This is a genomic window from Nocardia flavorosea, assembly GCF_015477805.1.
GTDB lineage: Bacteria > Actinomycetota > Actinomycetes > Mycobacteriales > Mycobacteriaceae > Nocardia > Nocardia flavorosea_A.
Genome location: NZ_JADLQL010000005.1, coordinates 403,227 through 419,571 on the forward strand (window position 1 = coordinate 403,227; position 16,345 = coordinate 419,571).

Genomic DNA, 16,345 nt, shown 5'->3' on the forward strand with positions numbered 1-16,345 from the left:
TTGGCGTGCCTGCGCCACCGTGGTGAGCTGGCATTGCGCCAGGAGGACAACGTACGGGTCGCTCCCGCTGTCACCACTCGGTTCGCGCCACACCGGACCGGGCGCCCGCCTCTATTCCCAACCGAAAGCATCGAGGTACCACGTCATGCGTCCAGAGCTTCCATTCCTGCCCATCCGTCAACCGTCCGACCCCGCAATGGCCGGCACCCTGCGCCTCTGGCACGCACGCGAAGCCTGGGTCACCGACGATCCGGCGATCCTGCGCCGTCTCGCCGACGGACTGCGTCACCTTTCCGACGAACACCGCGCCGACGACTGCCGTTCCCAGGAACCCATCCGCAGCTACTCCCATGCCCACCAATTGATGGCTGCCCACGCCGACCACACCTGCATCCGCTACACCACCGCCGCCGCATACACGACCGGAAAACGCTCATGACCGAGCCGACACCATCCGTGCCATTCGGAGATACCCCGCACGCCCGCTGCGTCTTCTACCGTCGCGTCTGCGATCTCCCTGCCCGCATAGACCCACCCGAACTCGGCCGAATCACCGTCGCCTCCGGGCACCTCGCTGCCCTCGTTCTGCCTTCGGCTCTCGCACATGCCGTCCACACCGACCTCCAGCACTGCTATCGCCGAGACGCTGTCCCCGCCCTCGGCCCCGTCCTCTCGCATCCCCGCTCCGGCCGCTGGACCTTCCTCATCCGCCCCGATTTCCCCGACGACACCGCACTGTTCACCGAACTCTTTCGCCTCCACATCTCGCTCACCCACCCAGGCACCACCCTTGCCCTCCCGTCTCCCACCGACCGCGACACACACTTCCGCCGTTGGATCCACCTCCCCCACAACCCGTTCCGCCCCGCCGCCCACACTGTTCTCGACTCCATCCGCGCCTGCACCGCCCGCACCGGCTGGCTGCGCACCTCCACCCTCGGACCCCGCCCATGACCTCACCCCGCCCCCACGAACCCGACCTCCACCTCAGCATCCACCTCCACGACCTCCGCCTCGACTACGCCGCCTGCCACACCGCCGCCCACCATTTCCTCCACGAATGGCGCACCCACCACCCCGACGCCGCCACCATTCTCCCCGGCCGGCCCACCGGCCTCCCCCGCCTCCCCAACGAACGCCTCTACTTACACCGCTCAACTCGCAACCACCTGTGTGTCCCAGAATTTTCATGATGGGCCAACGCGACATGCCGACCGGCCGGATCTCGGCGACAGCGCATCCGATACCGCCTAACCGGGCAAATCGTATGGCTATCTCGCGAGATCATCCGCACAGGAATCAGGCCCGTTCCCGTCCATCTCGAGCATCACGGCCACAGGTCGACCCAGCGTCGACCTGCTTGCGTTCGTGCTGGCAGAAGCAGCAAGCGGCCGCGGAGTGACGATCGTGCCCTCCGACGCGGAGCTCACCACACAGCAGGCGGCCGACATGCTCAACGTGTCCCGACCGCATCTGGTGGCCCTCCTCGAAGCAGGGGAAATCCCTTTTCGTCTGGTGGGAACCCATCGACGCGTCAGATTCGACGATCTCTGCACCTACGAACGCCGGCTCGAGGAATCCGGTCGCGCCGCCGCCGACGAACTCTCCGAACTGGGACAGGAACTGGGAATCTGAGATGGCCTGCGTGGTCGTGTAACCGGAGCCGGATCCACCACCCCGCCACAGATCGACGGAGCGCCCGCTTTGCGCGCCTCGACGAGGAGATCACCAGGCTCAATTATCTTTCTTGCCGCATACGTATACGAAATAGAATCGAACGGTTCTTCTTTACCGAATTCAGAGACATCATCCTCGCAGCGTCGACCTGCCTCCGAATCGGTATCTATTCGCTTGGCGGAGACCCTGCGGTCATCGCCGTCGATCTCATCAACCGAAAGGTCGTATGTCGTTCTCGGTCAGCGTTACTACTCCGAGCGTAGCACCGTCGGCAGCAACGAACTCTACCTCGTACGAGGACTCACCAGAGTCTGATCTGTACACGGCCACCACTGCCCCCACAGTGTCAGCAGGTATTTCTCCGCTACCTGATTCAATCCAGAAATGTCGGGTTTCGGGAGATACCACGTGCGCGAGTTTCACCACATCGCCTTCGCTGAACACTCCGCTCCTCTACTTTTTGGTCGGAATCGCGGTAACTATTTTTCCGCGCCGAGATCGTGGGCGCTTCCACTCCGTTTACCCGCTGCCACAGACAAAAGAAAGAGAAATAATATCCGACGAACTGTACGCGCCGGGAGGCTTATGTGCAGTATACTGCTTCCATTTTACGGAGCCAGGGGGAACTCCCTGCACGTACACCCGGCAGCCGTCATCGAACTTTCCGGAGGTTACCCAGTCGTACCGTGTGGGCCCACTGTCCCGAATAACCGACGAGATCTTCAAATCCGGAGCGGAGATCTTCTGAGATATTTGATCATCCCGCGGCCCTGCAAAGGCTATCTCGACACCTCCGTCGCCGACTGTGGACCTGTAGATCTGTTCATAGCCGGGAACTTCGATATCGTCCGCATGCTTCGCTTCGCCTTCGGGCTGGATTGCAATAACCCACCAGGAGATTGCCGCCGTCATGATTGCTATCCAAATCAGAAGCGTCAACTTGCCGCGCCGCGAGGAGGGGATCAGCAGCATTTGTACGCCCCGTCCAATAGGTCTTCCGCAATCTTCCATCGTTCGTTGGTCATATTGATGTAGTTCTGCCCCGCAGGCCCCACTTTGCCCATCTCGTTGTACTCTTCCAAGAATTTCTCGGCGTTATAAGACAACGCAAGATATTCATTGTGGGAATATCTCTCAACGATGTTATCGTCTACGTCTTCGGCAGACGCGGGTTCAAGCCTGGCCAGGTTGAACGCCAAGGCCTTTATTGCCAAAGAATCGTCCGTCGCGATCTGCTGCCAAGATACCCCAGCGAACTCCTCTGGATAAATTTCCTTCAGCTTGTTGAAGGTGTCCTCCTTCATATTCGCAAGCCCCAGCGACGTTCCGACACCGTCATCGACGAGCTTGCGAGGAGCATTCGCCAGTTGGCGGAAAGCATCGTACGGATCACTAATGGTTTCCTCTATCCAACTGTCCGACCGCAGGGCACCTTCGTTGTACAGGACGGTGAGAACCAGGCGTGGATCGACACCGGTCTTATTGCCGTACTCGACTGCATCCTGCATCCAGGCTTTGACTCGGTCGTCGGCGTCGCCGAAGTCTTGTTGCCCCTCGGGCTTGGGCGTACATCTCACCGGGCCGGAGTTCCAGGTGGCGCGATTGGCGAGCTCGTCAATCGGCGACTGGGCGATTTCTTCCAGCTTGGCCTGGATCGTGGGCAGAGCATCAGTATCGGGGAAATGCGGCTGCGCGGTCACGGCGTAGAGGTCATGACCGGACACCGCGCCCGCGAGAGTCGCCGCGCCCGTGCGGACCGATTCGGTGGATACCTCGCCGGAGCATGCGATCAATACCGCGGCGTCGTGTATCGACGCCGCGGCCGCCGCATCGGAGAATGCGCCGGGCACTGTGCCCGACAGGCAGGATCGAAAATCTGCCAGCCCGGTTTCGAAGCCTCGCACTGCTGTCGCGAAACCCTTGGCGGCGGCACCGACAGCATTCGCTCCGTCTCGCAGAATTGTAAGATCGTCGAGGATATCGGGCGCTTCCGGAGTCCGAACCGGGCCGAAGGTTCCGATCAGATTCTGTAACCGGCTGCCGCCGCCGGAACAGGCATTGTGGTCGGCGAATGCCTGCCACGCGGCGGCGGCTCTGCCGAGAGCCGCGGTATCGCCTTCGGGGATCTGGGTATTGTTCTGCCTCAGCTCGGTGATGAGCTGATCCGCAAGCGCGGCCGGTTGAGCCGTGAGTCCGCGGTCGTGTGTCGTATACGGGGCGGGCTGCGCATCCGGTATCCCGACACGGGCAGCGTCCATCTTCTGCCCCACGCGCGGGGGCGGCATCGCCGGTTGCGGGCCCCTGTTCGGGTTGCGGTCGGCGTCGTAATTCGCCACAGCCCAGTTGTATCCGGCAAGATTCAACATATCGCTGAACGTGAGCAGTGCGTTTCCGTACGAGACGAGGGTCGCGATCATATGGTCGGCGACCCTCCGGTATTCACTGTTCCAGTTGCCGGCCACATGGTCGTTGCCACCCATGCCGTAGGTATCGGCCAACTGGGGAACAAGAACCTGCGCGACCGCATTGTCGATGGTGCCGTACTCGGTTAGAAGTTCTCGCGCACACATGTAGTAGATCTCGGGGTCCACCAGAATGGGCGGTGCCATGGATAGTTGCCTTCGAGCGTTAGTCGGGCCGGATTCAGCGGCGGCGGAAGATTCCCGCATTTGCCGTGGCAGCATTCGTGTAGCTCGTATGCGCCGCTGCCGCGGATTTTTCGAGGTCTGTGACGCTATCCCGGATGTCCTGAACTTCCTTGCTCCAGTCCCGATGGGCATCGTTGAACGCTGTGGCGGCGAGACCCGACCAGGACGGGTCCATTCCGCGAATATGCGATTCCAGGCCGGTCAGGCAATCTTCCAGAAAGCCCTGGTATCCGCGCAAACGTGCGGTGAGGTCCTCCAGTGCGGCCGGGTCGACACCGAATTCACCGGTCATCGTGTACTCCTCGAGTCGAGCGTCGGTGGTTACAAATTCAGACTGGATACCGCTGCGGCGGTGGAACCGTCGGTCTGGACATAGTTGTCGGCCGTGATCCCGAGTTTCTCCGCCAGCTCGAACAACTCGTTCCACACGACCTCGGAACTGTCGTGCAGCTCGGCCCAGGCCGCACGGTAGGAATCGGCTGCCGTCCCGGTCCACGAGCTCAGGAGCGTTGTCACGTCCAGATCGAGTGTCGATGCACCCGAACGAAGTTCGGTCGCAATCCGATAAGCGATGCGGCCGATGTTCCTGACATCCTCAGGAACTACAGATAGCTCCCCTTCCACCAATGCCGCTACCCCCATCGATCACTCTCAGCCGTCCAGCGAGGCCGTTGCCGGCCGCCGCGGATTAGGGACATCATACCGGTCCAAGTCATCTGGATGACCGCACGGCGAGTCCGTTCCTCCGGAACCGGTCATGAAGCGCCATAGAGCTTTCCGCCATAGACGGCTACCACTTGCCCTGCAGGTATTTCCCGACCACATATTCAAGGCCGGCAACCTCGGGGTCATGACGGGGCGCAGGTCCGGTACCTCTCCGGCTCGGCGCGCTGAACCTCGCCTTCTGCAGGATGGCGATCGCGTCATCGACCGGCCACAACCGTCGGCTACCGTTGCCGATTTCTGGTCAGTTTCTCTTCACCGGGCACGAGATCCAGAGCCGCACAATGCGTCGGGACCGCTTGGCGGAAATGACGGTGGTCGAGCGTCGCTACTCGCTTGGTCCCGAGTCGTTCGGCAACCGCAAGGACGGACAGCGGGCAGGCCTGTATCACAATACGATCACGAACGTCCGCCGAGGTCACGCCACAGCACTTCCTGAGACGACGATGCGAAATCGGGCTCGGCCTCGACGGTGCCGGCGAAGGAGAGGTGGCGCGCAGTCTCGCCGGCGACGTCGTGTTCCGGGATCGGCTCGCCATGACTGGCTACCAGCGGGAGGACGACCGGGCGGAGATCCCGCTGTTCGTCCTCGCTCAGCAGACCGACGAGGTCACGCAGAGTCATATGATCGAAGGCCGCCGTCATGATCCCCAGAATATCTGCAACGCCTGCCCACGGCTGTTTCTCAGCGGACACACACAAGTCCACCCGCTCGGTGATCGCGTCTACGATCGCCGAGCGGGTGGACTCGCAACCTTCTACTGCGTACCTACTGCGGGCCGCAAGCCCGAAGCAGGGCGGGAACCGCAGATCCGGATCACACGTCGAAGTAGAGTTCGAACTCGTACGGGTGCGGGCGGAGGTTCACCGGGGCGATTTCGTTTTCGCGCTTGAGGGTGATCCAGGTTTCGATCAGGTCCTCGGTGAAGACATTGCCTTCGGTGAGGTACTCGTGGTCGGCCTCGAGGCGGTCGATCACCGAGGACAGGCTGGTGGGGGCCTGCGGGATGTTCTTGGCCTCCTCCGGGGGGAGCTCGTAGAGGTCCTTGTCGACCGGGGCCAGCGGTTCGATCTTCTTCTTGATGCCGTCCAGGCCGGCCATCAGCATGGCGGCGAAGGCCAGGTACGGGTTGCCCGAGGCGTCCGGGGCGCGGAACTCGATGCGCTTGGCCTTCGGGTTGTTACCGGTGACCGGGATGCGGACCGCGGCGGAGCGGTTGCGCTGCGAGTACACCAGGTTGATCGGGGCCTCGTAGCCGGGGACCAGGCGGTGGTAGGAGTTCACGGTGGGGTTGGTGAACGCCAGCAGCGACGGGGCGTGGTGCAGGATGCCGCCGATGTAGTGGCGGGCCAGGTCCGACAGTCCGGCGTAGCCGGCCTCGTCGTGGAACAGCGGCTTGCCGTCCTTCCACAGCGACTGGTGGGCGTGCATACCCGAGCCGTTGTCGCCGAAGAGCGGCTTCGGCATGAAGGTGACGGTTTTGCCCTCGGCCCAGGCGGTGTTCTTGACGATGTACTTGAACAGCTGCAGATCGTCGGCCGCGGCCAGCATGGTGTTGAACTTGTAGTTGATCTCGGCCTGCCCGGCGGTGCCTACCTCATGGTGGCCGCGCTCCAGCTCGAAACCGGCGTTCTGCAGGTTCGTGGAGATCTTGTCGCGCAGGTCGACGTAGTGGTCGTAGGGGGCCACCGGGAAGTAGCCGCCCTTGTTGCGGACCTTGTAGCCGCGGTTGGGGCTGCCGTCCGGGTTGACCTTCGAACCGGTGTTCCAGGAACCGGAGATGGATTCGACCTCGTAGAAGGCGCCGTTCATCTGCGAGTCGTAGCGGACCGAATCGAAGATGTAGAACTCGGCCTCGGCACCGAAGAAGGCGGTATCGGCGATACCGGTGGAGCGCAGGTACTCCTCGGCCTTGCGGGCGATATTGCGTGGGTCGCGGGAGTAGGCCTCACGGGTGAAGGGGTCGTGCACGAAGAAGTTCATGTTGAGCGTCTTCGCCGCCCGGAACGGGTCGAGCTGCGCGGTGCTGTAGTCGGGCAGCAGCAGCATGTCGGACTCGTCGATGGACTGGAATCCCCGCACCGAGGAGCCGTCGAACGCGAGGCCCTCTTCGGCGAGGTCGGCGGTGAACGCCTTCGCCGGGATGGAGAAGTGCTGCTGCACACCGGGCAGATCGCTGAAACGGATATCGACGTATTCGACATCCTGATCCGCCATGTACTTGATGACCTCGTCGGCCGTGCTGAACGTCACTTAGCTCTCCTAACGGATAGATCCCAGCCAGTATCGAGTGCGGGGCGTCGCGATCCGACGGTATGGACAGGGTGTTTCCCGGCCGTCAAGGGTTTGTTTCGCCGGTGTTACACGTGCCGCACGGCACGTGTCGTCGGCCACGTCACGGACATTACCGCGCGCCGGGCCACCGAGACAGCCACGACCCTGCAGGTGGGCAGGGCTTTGTGCACGGTGACCGCCCGATATGCCGGAAACCGCGACGCCTATCCTGGGGTTCATGGCACGTGTCACCGGATCCTGGCTCACCGGCCCCACCGACAAACCGGGCGATCCGGAACCGAGCGAATACGCGGGTGAACATATCGGACTGCCCCGCACCGGCGCGGGATCGCTGGTGGGGATGGCCCGCCGGATCGCGGCGATGGTTGTGGACTGGGTGATCGCGATGGGTGTCGCCGCGCTCATCGTGCGCCCCGATCCCGATCGGATCATCGCCGAGGCCGAACTGCCGGCCGGGGTCGCGGCACCGACGCCGTTCGAGGCTGTGGCCGGGGCGTTGAGCACGCCGACGTGGATGGTCTGGATGGTGATCGGGCTGGTGGCGGTCGCGCTGTTCGGTTTCACGCCGGGTCAGTATTTCCTGCGGTTGCGGGTGATCCGGGTCGACGCCCCGGTGCGGGTCGGTTTCCTCCGCGCGCTGGGCCGGCAGGTCCTGCTGACCTTCGTGGTCCCGGCGCTGTTCACCGACGGCGACGGACGCGGAATGCACGACCGTGCAACCGGCACCGCGGTGGTCCGCACGCGCTGACCGAGTCGCGGGCACCCCGCGGCCATAGGATTGCCCGGTGTCTCTGAATCCGGCTCTGCTGGGCCTGCGGTTCCTGCTGGAGCTGTCTGCCTTCGCATCGTTTGCGATCTCGGGCTGGCGGCTGACCGACAGCCCGGCCCGCTGGCTGCTCGTGGTGTTGCTGCCAGTGGTCGCCGCTGCCGCGTGGGGTGTGTTCGCGGTTCCGGACGATCCGAGCCGCTCGGGTGCGGCACCGGTCGCCGTTCCCGGGCCGGTGCGGCTGATCGTCGAGTTCGCGGTGTTCTGGGGCGGGGCGGCCGCGCTGTGGTTCGCCGGACTGCCCCAGCTCGCATTGATCTCCGCGGCGATCCTGCTGGCCTACCACCTCATCGCCTACGACCGATTGCTCTGGCTGGTGCAGCACTGAGCCCGCGCCGCCGCAGGCGGCGCCAAAAATACAGCTCAGCGGCGGCGGATAGTGCGCTGCATACCGCGCATCTTGGCGTTCGTCGGCATCGGGCCCTTCGGCATCGCCGGGCCGCCGCGGGCGCTGAGCGCGCTGAGCCGGCCTTCGATCTGATCGATCCGCTTGGTGTCGATATTGCGGGGCAACTTGGTGAGGTAGCGCTGCAGTTCCTTCAGCGGAACCTGACCTTCCTCGTTACCGACCATCACGTCGTAGATGGGGGTGTCGCCGACGAGCCGGGCGGTGCGCTTCTTCTCCTGGGCGAGCAGCGAACGCAGCCGCTGAGGCGAGCCCTCGCCCACGAAGATCACACCGGGTAGCCCGATCACCCGGTGTACTGCGTCGAGCTGGGTGGTGGCGGCGACACCGTTGCTGACCCGCCATTTGCCCTGCAGGTTGTCCAGCACCCAGGCCGCGGCCCCGGCCTGGCCCTCGGCCTTGCCGTAGACGGTTTTCTGCACGCGCCGGCCGAAGATGATGAAAGCGAACAGCACACCCAGCAGCAGGCCCAGGGGCAGCAGGAACCACTGCACATCGAACAGGAAACCGATCCCGAACAGCACCAGCGTGGTGAGCACCACGGCGCCGATCATCAGCGGCAGCAGGAGTTTGTCTTCTTTGCGCTGCATCTGGAACGCCTGCCAGATCTGCTGACGACGTTCCTTCGACTGTGCTTTGCGCGCCGCTTTCGCCGCGGCCTTCGCCTCTTTGTCGGGCTTGCCTGCTGCCATGACCCCCACAATAATGCCCGCGGCAGGGCTGCCGGTCAGGGGACGGGAAAGCATCCACACCGGTCTCGCCGCCTGCACCCGTCACCCGGCCGGCAGCAGCGTTCGAGCCCCCACGAGAGTCGGCGAGTCACGGGCCGCCGCGCCGGTATCGTCGGCCGCTACGATGCACTGGCCTGCAATAACCTGGGCGCAGCGACTCGTGCGCGCCGAGTCTTCCTCGATGACCCGCCCACTACGGGGCGACACGAGAGACGTGCAGTTACCGCGGCGCGGGATCATCGGCGCGATCCGATTCCGGTACATCTCGGTAGCGCCGGGACTCCGGGACTCCGGGACTCCGGGACTCCGGGACTCCGGGACTCCGGGACGGGACAATACAGGGATGTCCACCAACCTCGAGTCCCGTCCGTCGTCCGGCGACCCGGTCGACGACGCCACCGCGGAACGGCTGGCGGTGGCGCTGCGCTGTGTCACCGTGTCCCGCGAGGAGCGGACCTTTTCCCGCGAGGAGACCGCCGCCGCCGGGGCGGAACCGGACGCGATCGAGGCGCGAACCTCGCTCGACACCGAGGCACAGACCTCGCTCGACACGGAGTTCCGTCGGCTCGGTACCCACCTGGAGAAGTCCTTCCCCCGCGTGCACGCCGAGCTCGAGCTCGAGAAGTTCGGGCACAGCCGCCTCTATACCTGGCGCGGAATCGACGACACCCGGACCGCTGCCCTGCTGCTGGCGCACCAGGATGTGGTGCCCGCAGACGAACCCGGCCGCTGGACCCATCCGCCGTTCGCGGGTGTGGTCGACGAAGAGTTCATCTGGGGTCGCGGCGCGATCGACGACAAGAGTCGCGTGACGGCGATTCTGGAAGCCGCCGAATCGGCTCTGGCCGCCGGTCTGCGACCACGCCACACCGTCTACCTGGCCTTCGGCCACGACGAGGAAGTCTTCGGCGATACCGGGGCCGTGCGGATGGCGGACCGGTTGCGTGCGCGCGGGGTGCGGGCGGATCTGCTGCTGGACGAAGGCGGAGTGATCACCGACGGGATCGTCCGGGACGTGCGGGTGCCGGTGGCGACGATCATGGTCGGTGAGAAGGGATACGCCACGGTCCGGTTGTCGGTCACCGATACGGGTGGGCATTCCTCCATGCCGGGACGGGAGACGGCGGTCGGGCGGTTGGCCCGGGCGGTGAGCCGGGTACAGGACCGTCCGATGCCTCTGCGGATAACGCCCGTGGTCACCGATATGCTCGCTCGCCTGCGGCCTCATCTGCCGACGGCCAAGCGCCGGCTGCTGGGGTTCGCGGGGGCGGCGGCGCCGGTGGTCGCCCGGATTCTGGCCGCGACGCCCCAGACCGAATCGCTCGTGCGCACCACCACCGCGCCGACGGTGATCCGGGGCGGGGTGAAGGCGAATGTGCTGCCGCAGCAGGCGGAGGCGTTGATCAATTTCCGGATTCTGCCCGGTGATTCGGTCGACTCGGTGCTGGCGCACTGCCGCCGGACGGTGCGCGACTCCCGGGTGTCGATCGAACTGGTGGGCATGTCGGCCGAACCTTCTCCCTCCCCCGCGCCCGGACCGCAGTTCGATCTGATCGCCGAGATCACCCGGCAGGTTGCGCCGGAGGCGGCCGTGACGACCGGTCTGGTGCCGGGCGCCACCGATTCCCGTCACTACGACGATCTGGCCGCGACCCGCTGCAATTTCGCGCCGATCCGGCTCACCGCGGCGGATCTGGAGCGGATCCACGGTACCGATGAGCGGCTGTCGCGGGTGAACTACGCGCGGCTGATCGAATTCAACCGGCGCCTGTTCACCGCGCTCGCCGAACCCGGCCGCTCGAACTGACCCACCGCGCGCTGACCGGCCGCGGACTCCGGGCCCATCCTCGGCGTTGCTGTCGGTCCACCGCGGGCCGGACACGGTGCGCGCCAGCGGAATCGGCGGTGCCGGTGGACGGGTTTGCGGGTCCGCGCACGGTGCCGGTCTATGCGCGGGCGATGATCCGGACCGACCGACCGGTCGGGCCATCGGATAAGGTGGCCCGCATGAGCGTGGGCTGTTTCGGGACGAGGTGCCGCGGTTCCGGGCACCCCGGCCGCGAAACAGCCACCGCGCCATCCATCCCGTCGACCGTCGGCGTATCGGTGCGAGGTAGCCAGACAGCGCTACCGTTGCCCGCCGCCGGGTCGGTCGGATTCACTTCCGGGGCCGATCCCGGAGTGTTCACTGCGGCCTGATTGATTCCACACAGCTGAGCGGTGCCGACCGCTCACGGAATTCGGTGGATTCACACCGCCCGGCGTATGCGCCGTCGTACGCGATCCTTCGCGGCGGCCACTGTCCTCGGGGCCCATCGCGGTATCAGCTGTCGCGCGCTCGGATATCGGGACCGGGCCCGGCCTTCGCTGCGCCCGCAATGTAAGGCCAGTCGCGATATCTCGCTGCCACGCGCTCGGACATTCGCGAGAGGGGCCGGGGCTTCGCTGCGCCCGCAGGCGGACAGGCGGCAATTCCGCGTCCGGCCGGTTCCGGTCGACGGCGAGCGCCGCCCCGGATGGCGCTCGTCGTGCGGTAGCACGCAGCAGAAAGGAGAACTGTGGATTTCACACAGCGCGTCCCCGGCCACGCCGGTCGCATCGTCCCGCCCGATTGACCCGGCGTTCCCTCCGGCCGTTCACTCGGCCCGCCGCGCGTGGGCCGGGTTCATGACGAGAAAGTGAGAACGCTGTGGGCGAGCTACAACGCCTATCCGGACCTGTCGTGGTCCTGCTCATTCTCCTGTTCTTCGGTGGCAGCTTGTATATGTCCATCCGGATCAGCAGGAAAAAGGAGAACGCCGACGGGTATATGACCGGAGGCGGACGTATCGGTTTCGGTATTTCCGCCGCTTCGATGACGGCCACGTGGATCTGGGCGTCGTCGATGTATGCCTCCGCAACATCCGGGTACACCTACGGGATCTCCGGCCCGATTCACTACGGGCTGTGGGGCGCGCTGATGATCCTGCTGATCTACCCGTTCGGGCGGCGGATCCGCCAGGTCGCACCACGTGCGCACACGATCGCCGAGGTCATGTACGCCCGGCACGGCCGCTCCAGCCAGCTCATGCTCGCCGGATCGAATGTGATCGGCAGTCTGATCAGCCTCACCTCGAACCTGATCGCGGGCGGTGCGCTCATCGGCATGCTCACACCCTTCACGTTCAGTCAGGGCATCGTGGCGATCGCGGCCGGGATTCTGCTGTACACGCTGTGGTCGGGATTCCGTGCCTCGGTGCTGACCGACTTCGCACAAGTGCTCGCCATGCTCGGCGCGGTCGTGATCATCATTCCGGTGGTCTTCTTCGCCGCGGGCGGTCCCGGCCTGTTCGAGGCCGGCGCAGCCAATCTCACTCCGCAGCAAAGCAATTTCTTCTCCTCCGATGCGTTCTTCAACCAGGGCGCCCCCTATATCGCGGCGGTACTGGCCTACGCCATCGGCAATCAGACGATCGCGCAGCGGCTGTTCGCGGTGCGCGAGGATCTGATCAAGAAGACCTTCGTCACCGCGACGGTGGGGTACGGGGCCACGATCATCGGGATCGGAATGCTCGGTGTCATCGCGCTGTATGCCGGTGTCCAGCCGATGGACGGCGATGTCAACAACCTCATACCGCAGATGGCGGCGACGTATCTGAGCCCGGTGCTGTTGTGCCTGTTCTTCGTGATGATCATCGGCTCGCTCTCCTCGACCGCCGATGCCGACCTCACCGCGCTCGCGTCCATCACGATGGCCGATATCTACGGGCACAACGTGGCAGGGAAGAAATATGCCGATCCGCGCACGATGATCCTGATCGGCCGGATCACCATGATCGTCGCGATCGCGGCGGCGCTGTACTTCGCCGGCTCCCAGCTGAACATCCTCGATCTGCTCGTGTTCGTGGGCGCGATGTGGGGCGCGCTGGTGTTCCCGGTGATCGCGAGCTTCTACTGGAACCGGGTCACCAACCTCGCGTTCAGCGCGGCGGTGGTGCTGGGCTTGGCCGCGTTCGTTCCCGTCCGCTTTTCCTGGGTGGACCTGTCGGGTGTTCTCGGCATCGTCTCCGATGTGTGGGCCACGATCGGTATCGGTGTCGTACTCGGACTGATGGCGTTCGGGTTCTTCGGCAAACGAGTCGCTCTCGTCGCGGGCACGGTCGCGACCCTCGCCGCCGCGCCGTTCGCGATCGGATTCCTGCACACCTACCCCGTGCTGTCCGGGTCGCTGGTGGCCTATTCCGTGAGCACGGTGACGTGCGTGGTGCTGACTCTGCTGTCCAAGCGTGAGTTCGATTTCGCGCTCATCAAGCAACGTACGGGCGATTTCGACGCCCGGCCGGCGCAGACTCCGCAGCCGGAAACCCTGGACCCGGCCGGAAAGGAAACCGTATGACCGCCCTGCTCACCCTTTATGTGCTGATCTGGCCGCTGATCGTTGCGGGCGTGCTTTTCGTCATCGTGCGCGCGTTCCTGCGCGAGTTGCGTGAGGCCAAGTCAGAAGGCCGCGACATCATCTAGTGCCGGTATCCGGGTGCGGGTCACCGCACCGATCCGGCTCATCGCGAACAGATCCGCGGAACCGGCGAGCGCCGGCCACGGGTGAACTAGGCTCGGCTGATCGGATTCAACCGAGCCTGTTCACCGCGCTCGCCGAGCCGGGGCGGCGCCGGCGAGCCAGGAGTTCGGGAGCCATGATGATGGAAGACCTCCGCCGACGCCTCGGCTTCCGCGGACCACGGGTACCGGCTTCGAGGGAGGACCAGTGAGCGGCGACCAGGACATCCGCATCGAGCGCGGGGAATTCGACCATGCGGGTCACCGGCTGGCCCGCCGCTCCTGGTTACCCGCGACACCGGTGCGCGCAGCGATCGTGCTCGTCCACGGGGTGGCCGAGCATTCGGGGCGTTACGACTACGTCGGCCGGACGCTGGCCGGCGCCGGGTTCGCGGTCCATGCCCTCGATCATGTGGGCCACGGTGAATCCGCACGGATCGGCGCACCCACCAATCTCGGTTCGATCGACGATGCCGCGGACAAGGTGGCGGCCCTGCTCGAGCTGGCCCGGGCCGAGAATCCCGGGGTGCCCGCGTTCGTGCTCGGGCATTCGATGGGTGCGCTGATAACCCTGTACCTGGCCACCCGGGCGCCGCTGGACGTCGCGGGGGTGGTGGTCTCGGCGCCGCCGCTGATCATCGACGCCGGGAACCCGGTACAGCGTCTGCTGGCGCCGGTGCTCACCCGCCTGACCCCGAACCTGGGTGTGCTGGCCCTGGATTCGTCGCAGATCAGCCGCGACCCGGACGTGGTCACCGCCTACGACAACGATCCGCTGGTGTTCCGCGGCAAACTTCCCGCTCGCACGGCCACCGAAATCCTGACCGCCGCCGGGCAGGTACTGGACCGCCTGCCGCGGTTGCGGGTACCCACCCTCGCTATGCACGGAACCGCCGACGCCATCGCCGCCCCGGCCAGTACCGACCGGATCGAAGAACATGCGGGCAGCACCGATCTCACGGTGCGCCGCTACGACGGCCTGTACCACGAGATCTTCAACGAACCCGAACGCGATCGGGTCCTCGCCGATGTCGTCACCTGGCTGACCGCCCGGCTGCCCGCGCCCGGTGAACCGCGCAGCGAAGGAGTGTGATCCGCAAGCCCGCGGGGCCGGTCGGTGGCCAGGTTGTGCTCGCGAAACCGGAGCGGGTGCCGGGTTCGTCTTCGTCACGCCGGGTCGTGTCGTCCCGCACTTCGTCGTGTCGATCGATCGAGCGCAGCAATCGTCAGGCTTCCTCTGTCATCGCCAGGAGTTCCGCGCGGGCAAGAGCAAGGTCCGCACTGGTCAGGTAAGGGCTCGACCGTGCGACCGCGAGCCCGTCCGCGGCGGATCGGATGATCAGGACACGCACTGGGGGCAGACCGTCGGCGTCGAAGGCAGCGTTCAGCTTTTCGGCGTCCCGTGCACACAGCGATTCGACCTCGGACAGGTTGCCGAGCGCGGCGCTCAAGGCGATCGGGTCGAGAATGGCCCCGTAGAGGTCGCCGCCGCCGGTCATCGCGCGGATATAGCCCCGGGTGAACTTTCCCGGCCGGTTCTCGGACAGGTCGATACGGGCGTGGATCTCGGCCCAGCAGCGCTCGATGGCGTGTTCGACCACCCCGGACAGCAGGTCCGCGCGGCTCGGGAAGTGATGCCGGAGGCCGCTTTGGGTCACGTTCGCCGCCTTCGCGATCGCGGCGAGACTGGCCTTGGATCCATGCTCCGAGAACATCTGCTCGGCCGCTTCGAGGATCGCCCGGCGAGTGCGTTCCTTGTCTCGCGTAGCAACCGGTTCAGTGCGAGTCATCGACATTCACCTCGACATCCCGTGGCGAGGGGATCACCCGCCAGGCCACCATCGCCGAGACGACGAGGAGCCCCGCGGCGAGGAACGATGTGGTCTGCACCGCGTCGGCGAACGCGGACCGGGCGTGCTCGACGACCGCCGCATCGGTGACGGTGTCGACTGTTACGGCGAGCGACTGCTCGGCCGCCGCCGCATCTGCGGCGCCTGTGCCGGCAGGCAGGTCCAAGTGCGAGCGGTACATACCGCTCGAACGAGTTGTTGAAGGGCTCGAGTGAGTTTTTACATTGCCGCTGACCTAACCGGCCGCGGCGGATGCATTCGGCGTGCCGGCCGCCGGGCACGGTGTACCGGCGACACGGGCACAATCGAGGGCAGATCAATACGCTGTGCGCATCCGTGGTGAAGGAGGCCCGTGTACGTCGAAGAAATCCGTTCCCCCGGTGCATTGACCGCGGAATCCGCCGAAGAGCTGGCCATCAGCGCCGCGGGCTACACCTCTCGCATCACCGTCGCGGCGGGTGGACACGCGGTGAACCTGCCCGTTCTCCCGTGGTGCTGGACCGGTCTCGGTATCCGCGCAGGCACCCGGGTGACGGTGACAGCCGAGGGTGGCAGCCGACCGCCCGACCTCGAGGACCGGCGAGCACTCGAGGCCGTCGTCACCTGCCTGCGCTCACTGGGCGCCGTGTGAGGGTTTGCGCCAGGCGCCCCG

At 65.4% G+C, this 16,345-nt stretch carries 20 protein-coding genes; 10 read left to right on the forward strand and 10 right to left on the reverse strand.

Features of this window, described 5'->3' with window-relative positions; all coding sequences use genetic code 11:
• The first annotated feature begins 145 nt into the window (after window positions 1–145).
• The 3 genes from IU448_RS23485 to IU448_RS29145 all read left to right on the forward strand — a co-directional run bounded on the left by IU448_RS23485 (window position 146) and on the right by IU448_RS29145 (window position 1,635).
• Window positions 146–439 carry a hypothetical protein gene (locus IU448_RS23485; protein ID WP_195057813.1) on the forward strand — a complete coding sequence of 98 codons (294 nt, stop codon included), beginning with the start codon at window positions 146–148 and terminating at the stop codon, window positions 437–439.
• On the forward strand, window positions 436–954 hold the full coding sequence (locus IU448_RS23490) for a DNA-directed RNA polymerase subunit beta (protein WP_195057814.1): 519 nt from the start codon (window positions 436–438) through the stop codon (window positions 952–954). Before IU448_RS23485 ends, IU448_RS23490 begins: the two co-directional genes overlap by 4 nt.
• A 453-nt stretch (window positions 955–1,407) precedes the next feature.
• Window positions 1,408–1,635, forward strand: coding sequence for an excisionase family DNA-binding protein (locus IU448_RS29145; RefSeq protein ID WP_324188689.1), 228 nt, complete (start codon window positions 1,408–1,410; stop codon window positions 1,633–1,635).
• A 252-nt stretch (window positions 1,636–1,887) separates the two neighbouring features.
• On the opposite strand, the gene IU448_RS29805 is transcribed toward IU448_RS29145, so the two are convergent.
• The 7 genes from IU448_RS29805 to glnA all read right to left on the reverse strand — a co-directional run bounded on the left by IU448_RS29805 (window position 1,888) and on the right by glnA (window position 7,302).
• A complete protein-coding gene (locus IU448_RS29805) occupies window positions 1,888–2,121 on the reverse strand; it encodes a DUF4926 domain-containing protein (protein ID WP_195057815.1) in 234 nt (77 codons plus the stop codon).
• Window positions 2,122–2,196: 75 nt separating this feature from the next.
• Window positions 2,197–2,649 (reverse strand): hypothetical protein, encoded by a 453-nt coding sequence (locus IU448_RS23505; protein WP_195057816.1) that lies wholly within the window; start codon window positions 2,647–2,649, stop codon window positions 2,197–2,199.
• A complete protein-coding gene (locus IU448_RS23510) occupies window positions 2,640–4,286 on the reverse strand; it encodes a hypothetical protein (RefSeq protein WP_195057817.1) in 1,647 nt (548 codons plus the stop codon). The genes IU448_RS23505 and IU448_RS23510 overlap by 10 nt, the downstream gene beginning before the upstream one ends.
• A 34-nt stretch (window positions 4,287–4,320) precedes the next feature.
• Window positions 4,321–4,617, reverse strand: a complete 297-nt coding sequence (locus IU448_RS23515; RefSeq protein ID WP_195057818.1) for a WXG100 family type VII secretion target — start codon at window positions 4,615–4,617, stop codon at window positions 4,321–4,323.
• Window positions 4,618–4,646: 29 nt separating this feature from the next.
• Window positions 4,647–4,967, reverse strand: a complete 321-nt coding sequence (locus IU448_RS23520; protein WP_195057819.1) for a WXG100 family type VII secretion target — start codon at window positions 4,965–4,967, stop codon at window positions 4,647–4,649.
• A 480-nt stretch (window positions 4,968–5,447) separates the two neighbouring features.
• On the reverse strand, window positions 5,448–5,693 hold the full coding sequence (locus tag IU448_RS23525) for a hypothetical protein (protein ID WP_195057820.1): 246 nt from the start codon (window positions 5,691–5,693) through the stop codon (window positions 5,448–5,450).
• Window positions 5,694–5,865: 172 nt separating this feature from the next.
• Window positions 5,866–7,302: a type I glutamate--ammonia ligase gene (gene glnA / locus IU448_RS23530; RefSeq protein ID WP_195057821.1), complete on the reverse strand. Its 1,437-nt coding sequence runs from the start codon at window positions 7,300–7,302 to the stop codon at window positions 5,866–5,868.
• Window positions 7,303–7,561: 259 nt separating this feature from the next.
• Between glnA and IU448_RS23535 the strand changes: the two genes are divergently transcribed.
• Both IU448_RS23535 and IU448_RS23540 read left to right on the forward strand, forming a co-directional pair.
• Window positions 7,562–8,092 carry an RDD family protein gene (locus tag IU448_RS23535; RefSeq protein WP_195057822.1) on the forward strand — a complete coding sequence of 177 codons (531 nt, stop codon included), beginning with the start codon at window positions 7,562–7,564 and terminating at the stop codon, window positions 8,090–8,092.
• 37 nt (window positions 8,093–8,129) lie between these two features.
• Window positions 8,130–8,498, forward strand: coding sequence for a YrdB family protein (locus IU448_RS23540; protein WP_195057823.1), 369 nt, complete (start codon window positions 8,130–8,132; stop codon window positions 8,496–8,498).
• 35 nt (window positions 8,499–8,533) lie between these two features.
• Here IU448_RS23540 and IU448_RS23545 read toward each other — a convergent pair whose 3' ends face one another.
• The gene (locus tag IU448_RS23545) at window positions 8,534–9,268 is read right to left on the reverse strand and encodes a DUF4191 domain-containing protein (RefSeq protein WP_195057824.1); all 735 of its coding nucleotides are present in this window, start codon (window positions 9,266–9,268) and stop codon (window positions 8,534–8,536) included.
• A gap of 382 nt (window positions 9,269–9,650) precedes the next feature.
• Between IU448_RS23545 and IU448_RS23550 the strand changes: the two genes are divergently transcribed.
• The 4 genes from IU448_RS23550 to IU448_RS23560 all read left to right on the forward strand — a co-directional run bounded on the left by IU448_RS23550 (window position 9,651) and on the right by IU448_RS23560 (window position 14,936).
• Window positions 9,651–11,114, forward strand: coding sequence for a M20/M25/M40 family metallo-hydrolase (locus IU448_RS23550; protein WP_195057825.1), 1,464 nt, complete (start codon window positions 9,651–9,653; stop codon window positions 11,112–11,114).
• Window positions 11,115–12,071: 957 nt separating this feature from the next.
• Complete coding sequence (locus IU448_RS23555; RefSeq protein WP_228814143.1) at window positions 12,072–13,682, forward strand: sodium:solute symporter family protein; 1,611 nt, start codon at window positions 12,072–12,074, stop codon at window positions 13,680–13,682.
• On the forward strand, window positions 13,679–13,807 hold the full coding sequence (locus IU448_RS29150; protein ID WP_228813948.1) for a putative transporter small subunit: 129 nt from the start codon (window positions 13,679–13,681) through the stop codon (window positions 13,805–13,807). The genes IU448_RS23555 and IU448_RS29150 overlap by 4 nt, the downstream gene beginning before the upstream one ends.
• Before the next feature lie 244 nt (window positions 13,808–14,051).
• Entirely contained in the window at window positions 14,052–14,936 is an 885-nt protein-coding gene (locus IU448_RS23560) for an alpha/beta hydrolase (protein WP_280457178.1), read from the forward strand.
• Between the two features lie 133 nt (window positions 14,937–15,069).
• On the opposite strand, the gene IU448_RS23565 is transcribed toward IU448_RS23560, so the two are convergent.
• Window positions 15,070–15,633: a TetR/AcrR family transcriptional regulator gene (locus IU448_RS23565; protein ID WP_195057827.1), complete on the reverse strand. Its 564-nt coding sequence runs from the start codon at window positions 15,631–15,633 to the stop codon at window positions 15,070–15,072.
• A complete protein-coding gene (locus IU448_RS23570) occupies window positions 15,620–15,859 on the reverse strand; it encodes a hypothetical protein (RefSeq protein ID WP_195057828.1) in 240 nt (79 codons plus the stop codon). Before IU448_RS23570 ends, IU448_RS23565 begins: the two co-directional genes overlap by 14 nt.
• Window positions 15,860–16,045: 186 nt before the next feature.
• On the opposite strand from IU448_RS23570, the gene IU448_RS23575 reads away from it, so the two are divergent.
• Entirely contained in the window at window positions 16,046–16,324 is a 279-nt protein-coding gene (locus IU448_RS23575; RefSeq protein ID WP_195057829.1) for a hypothetical protein, read from the forward strand.
• Window positions 16,325–16,345: the final 21 nt, after the last annotated feature.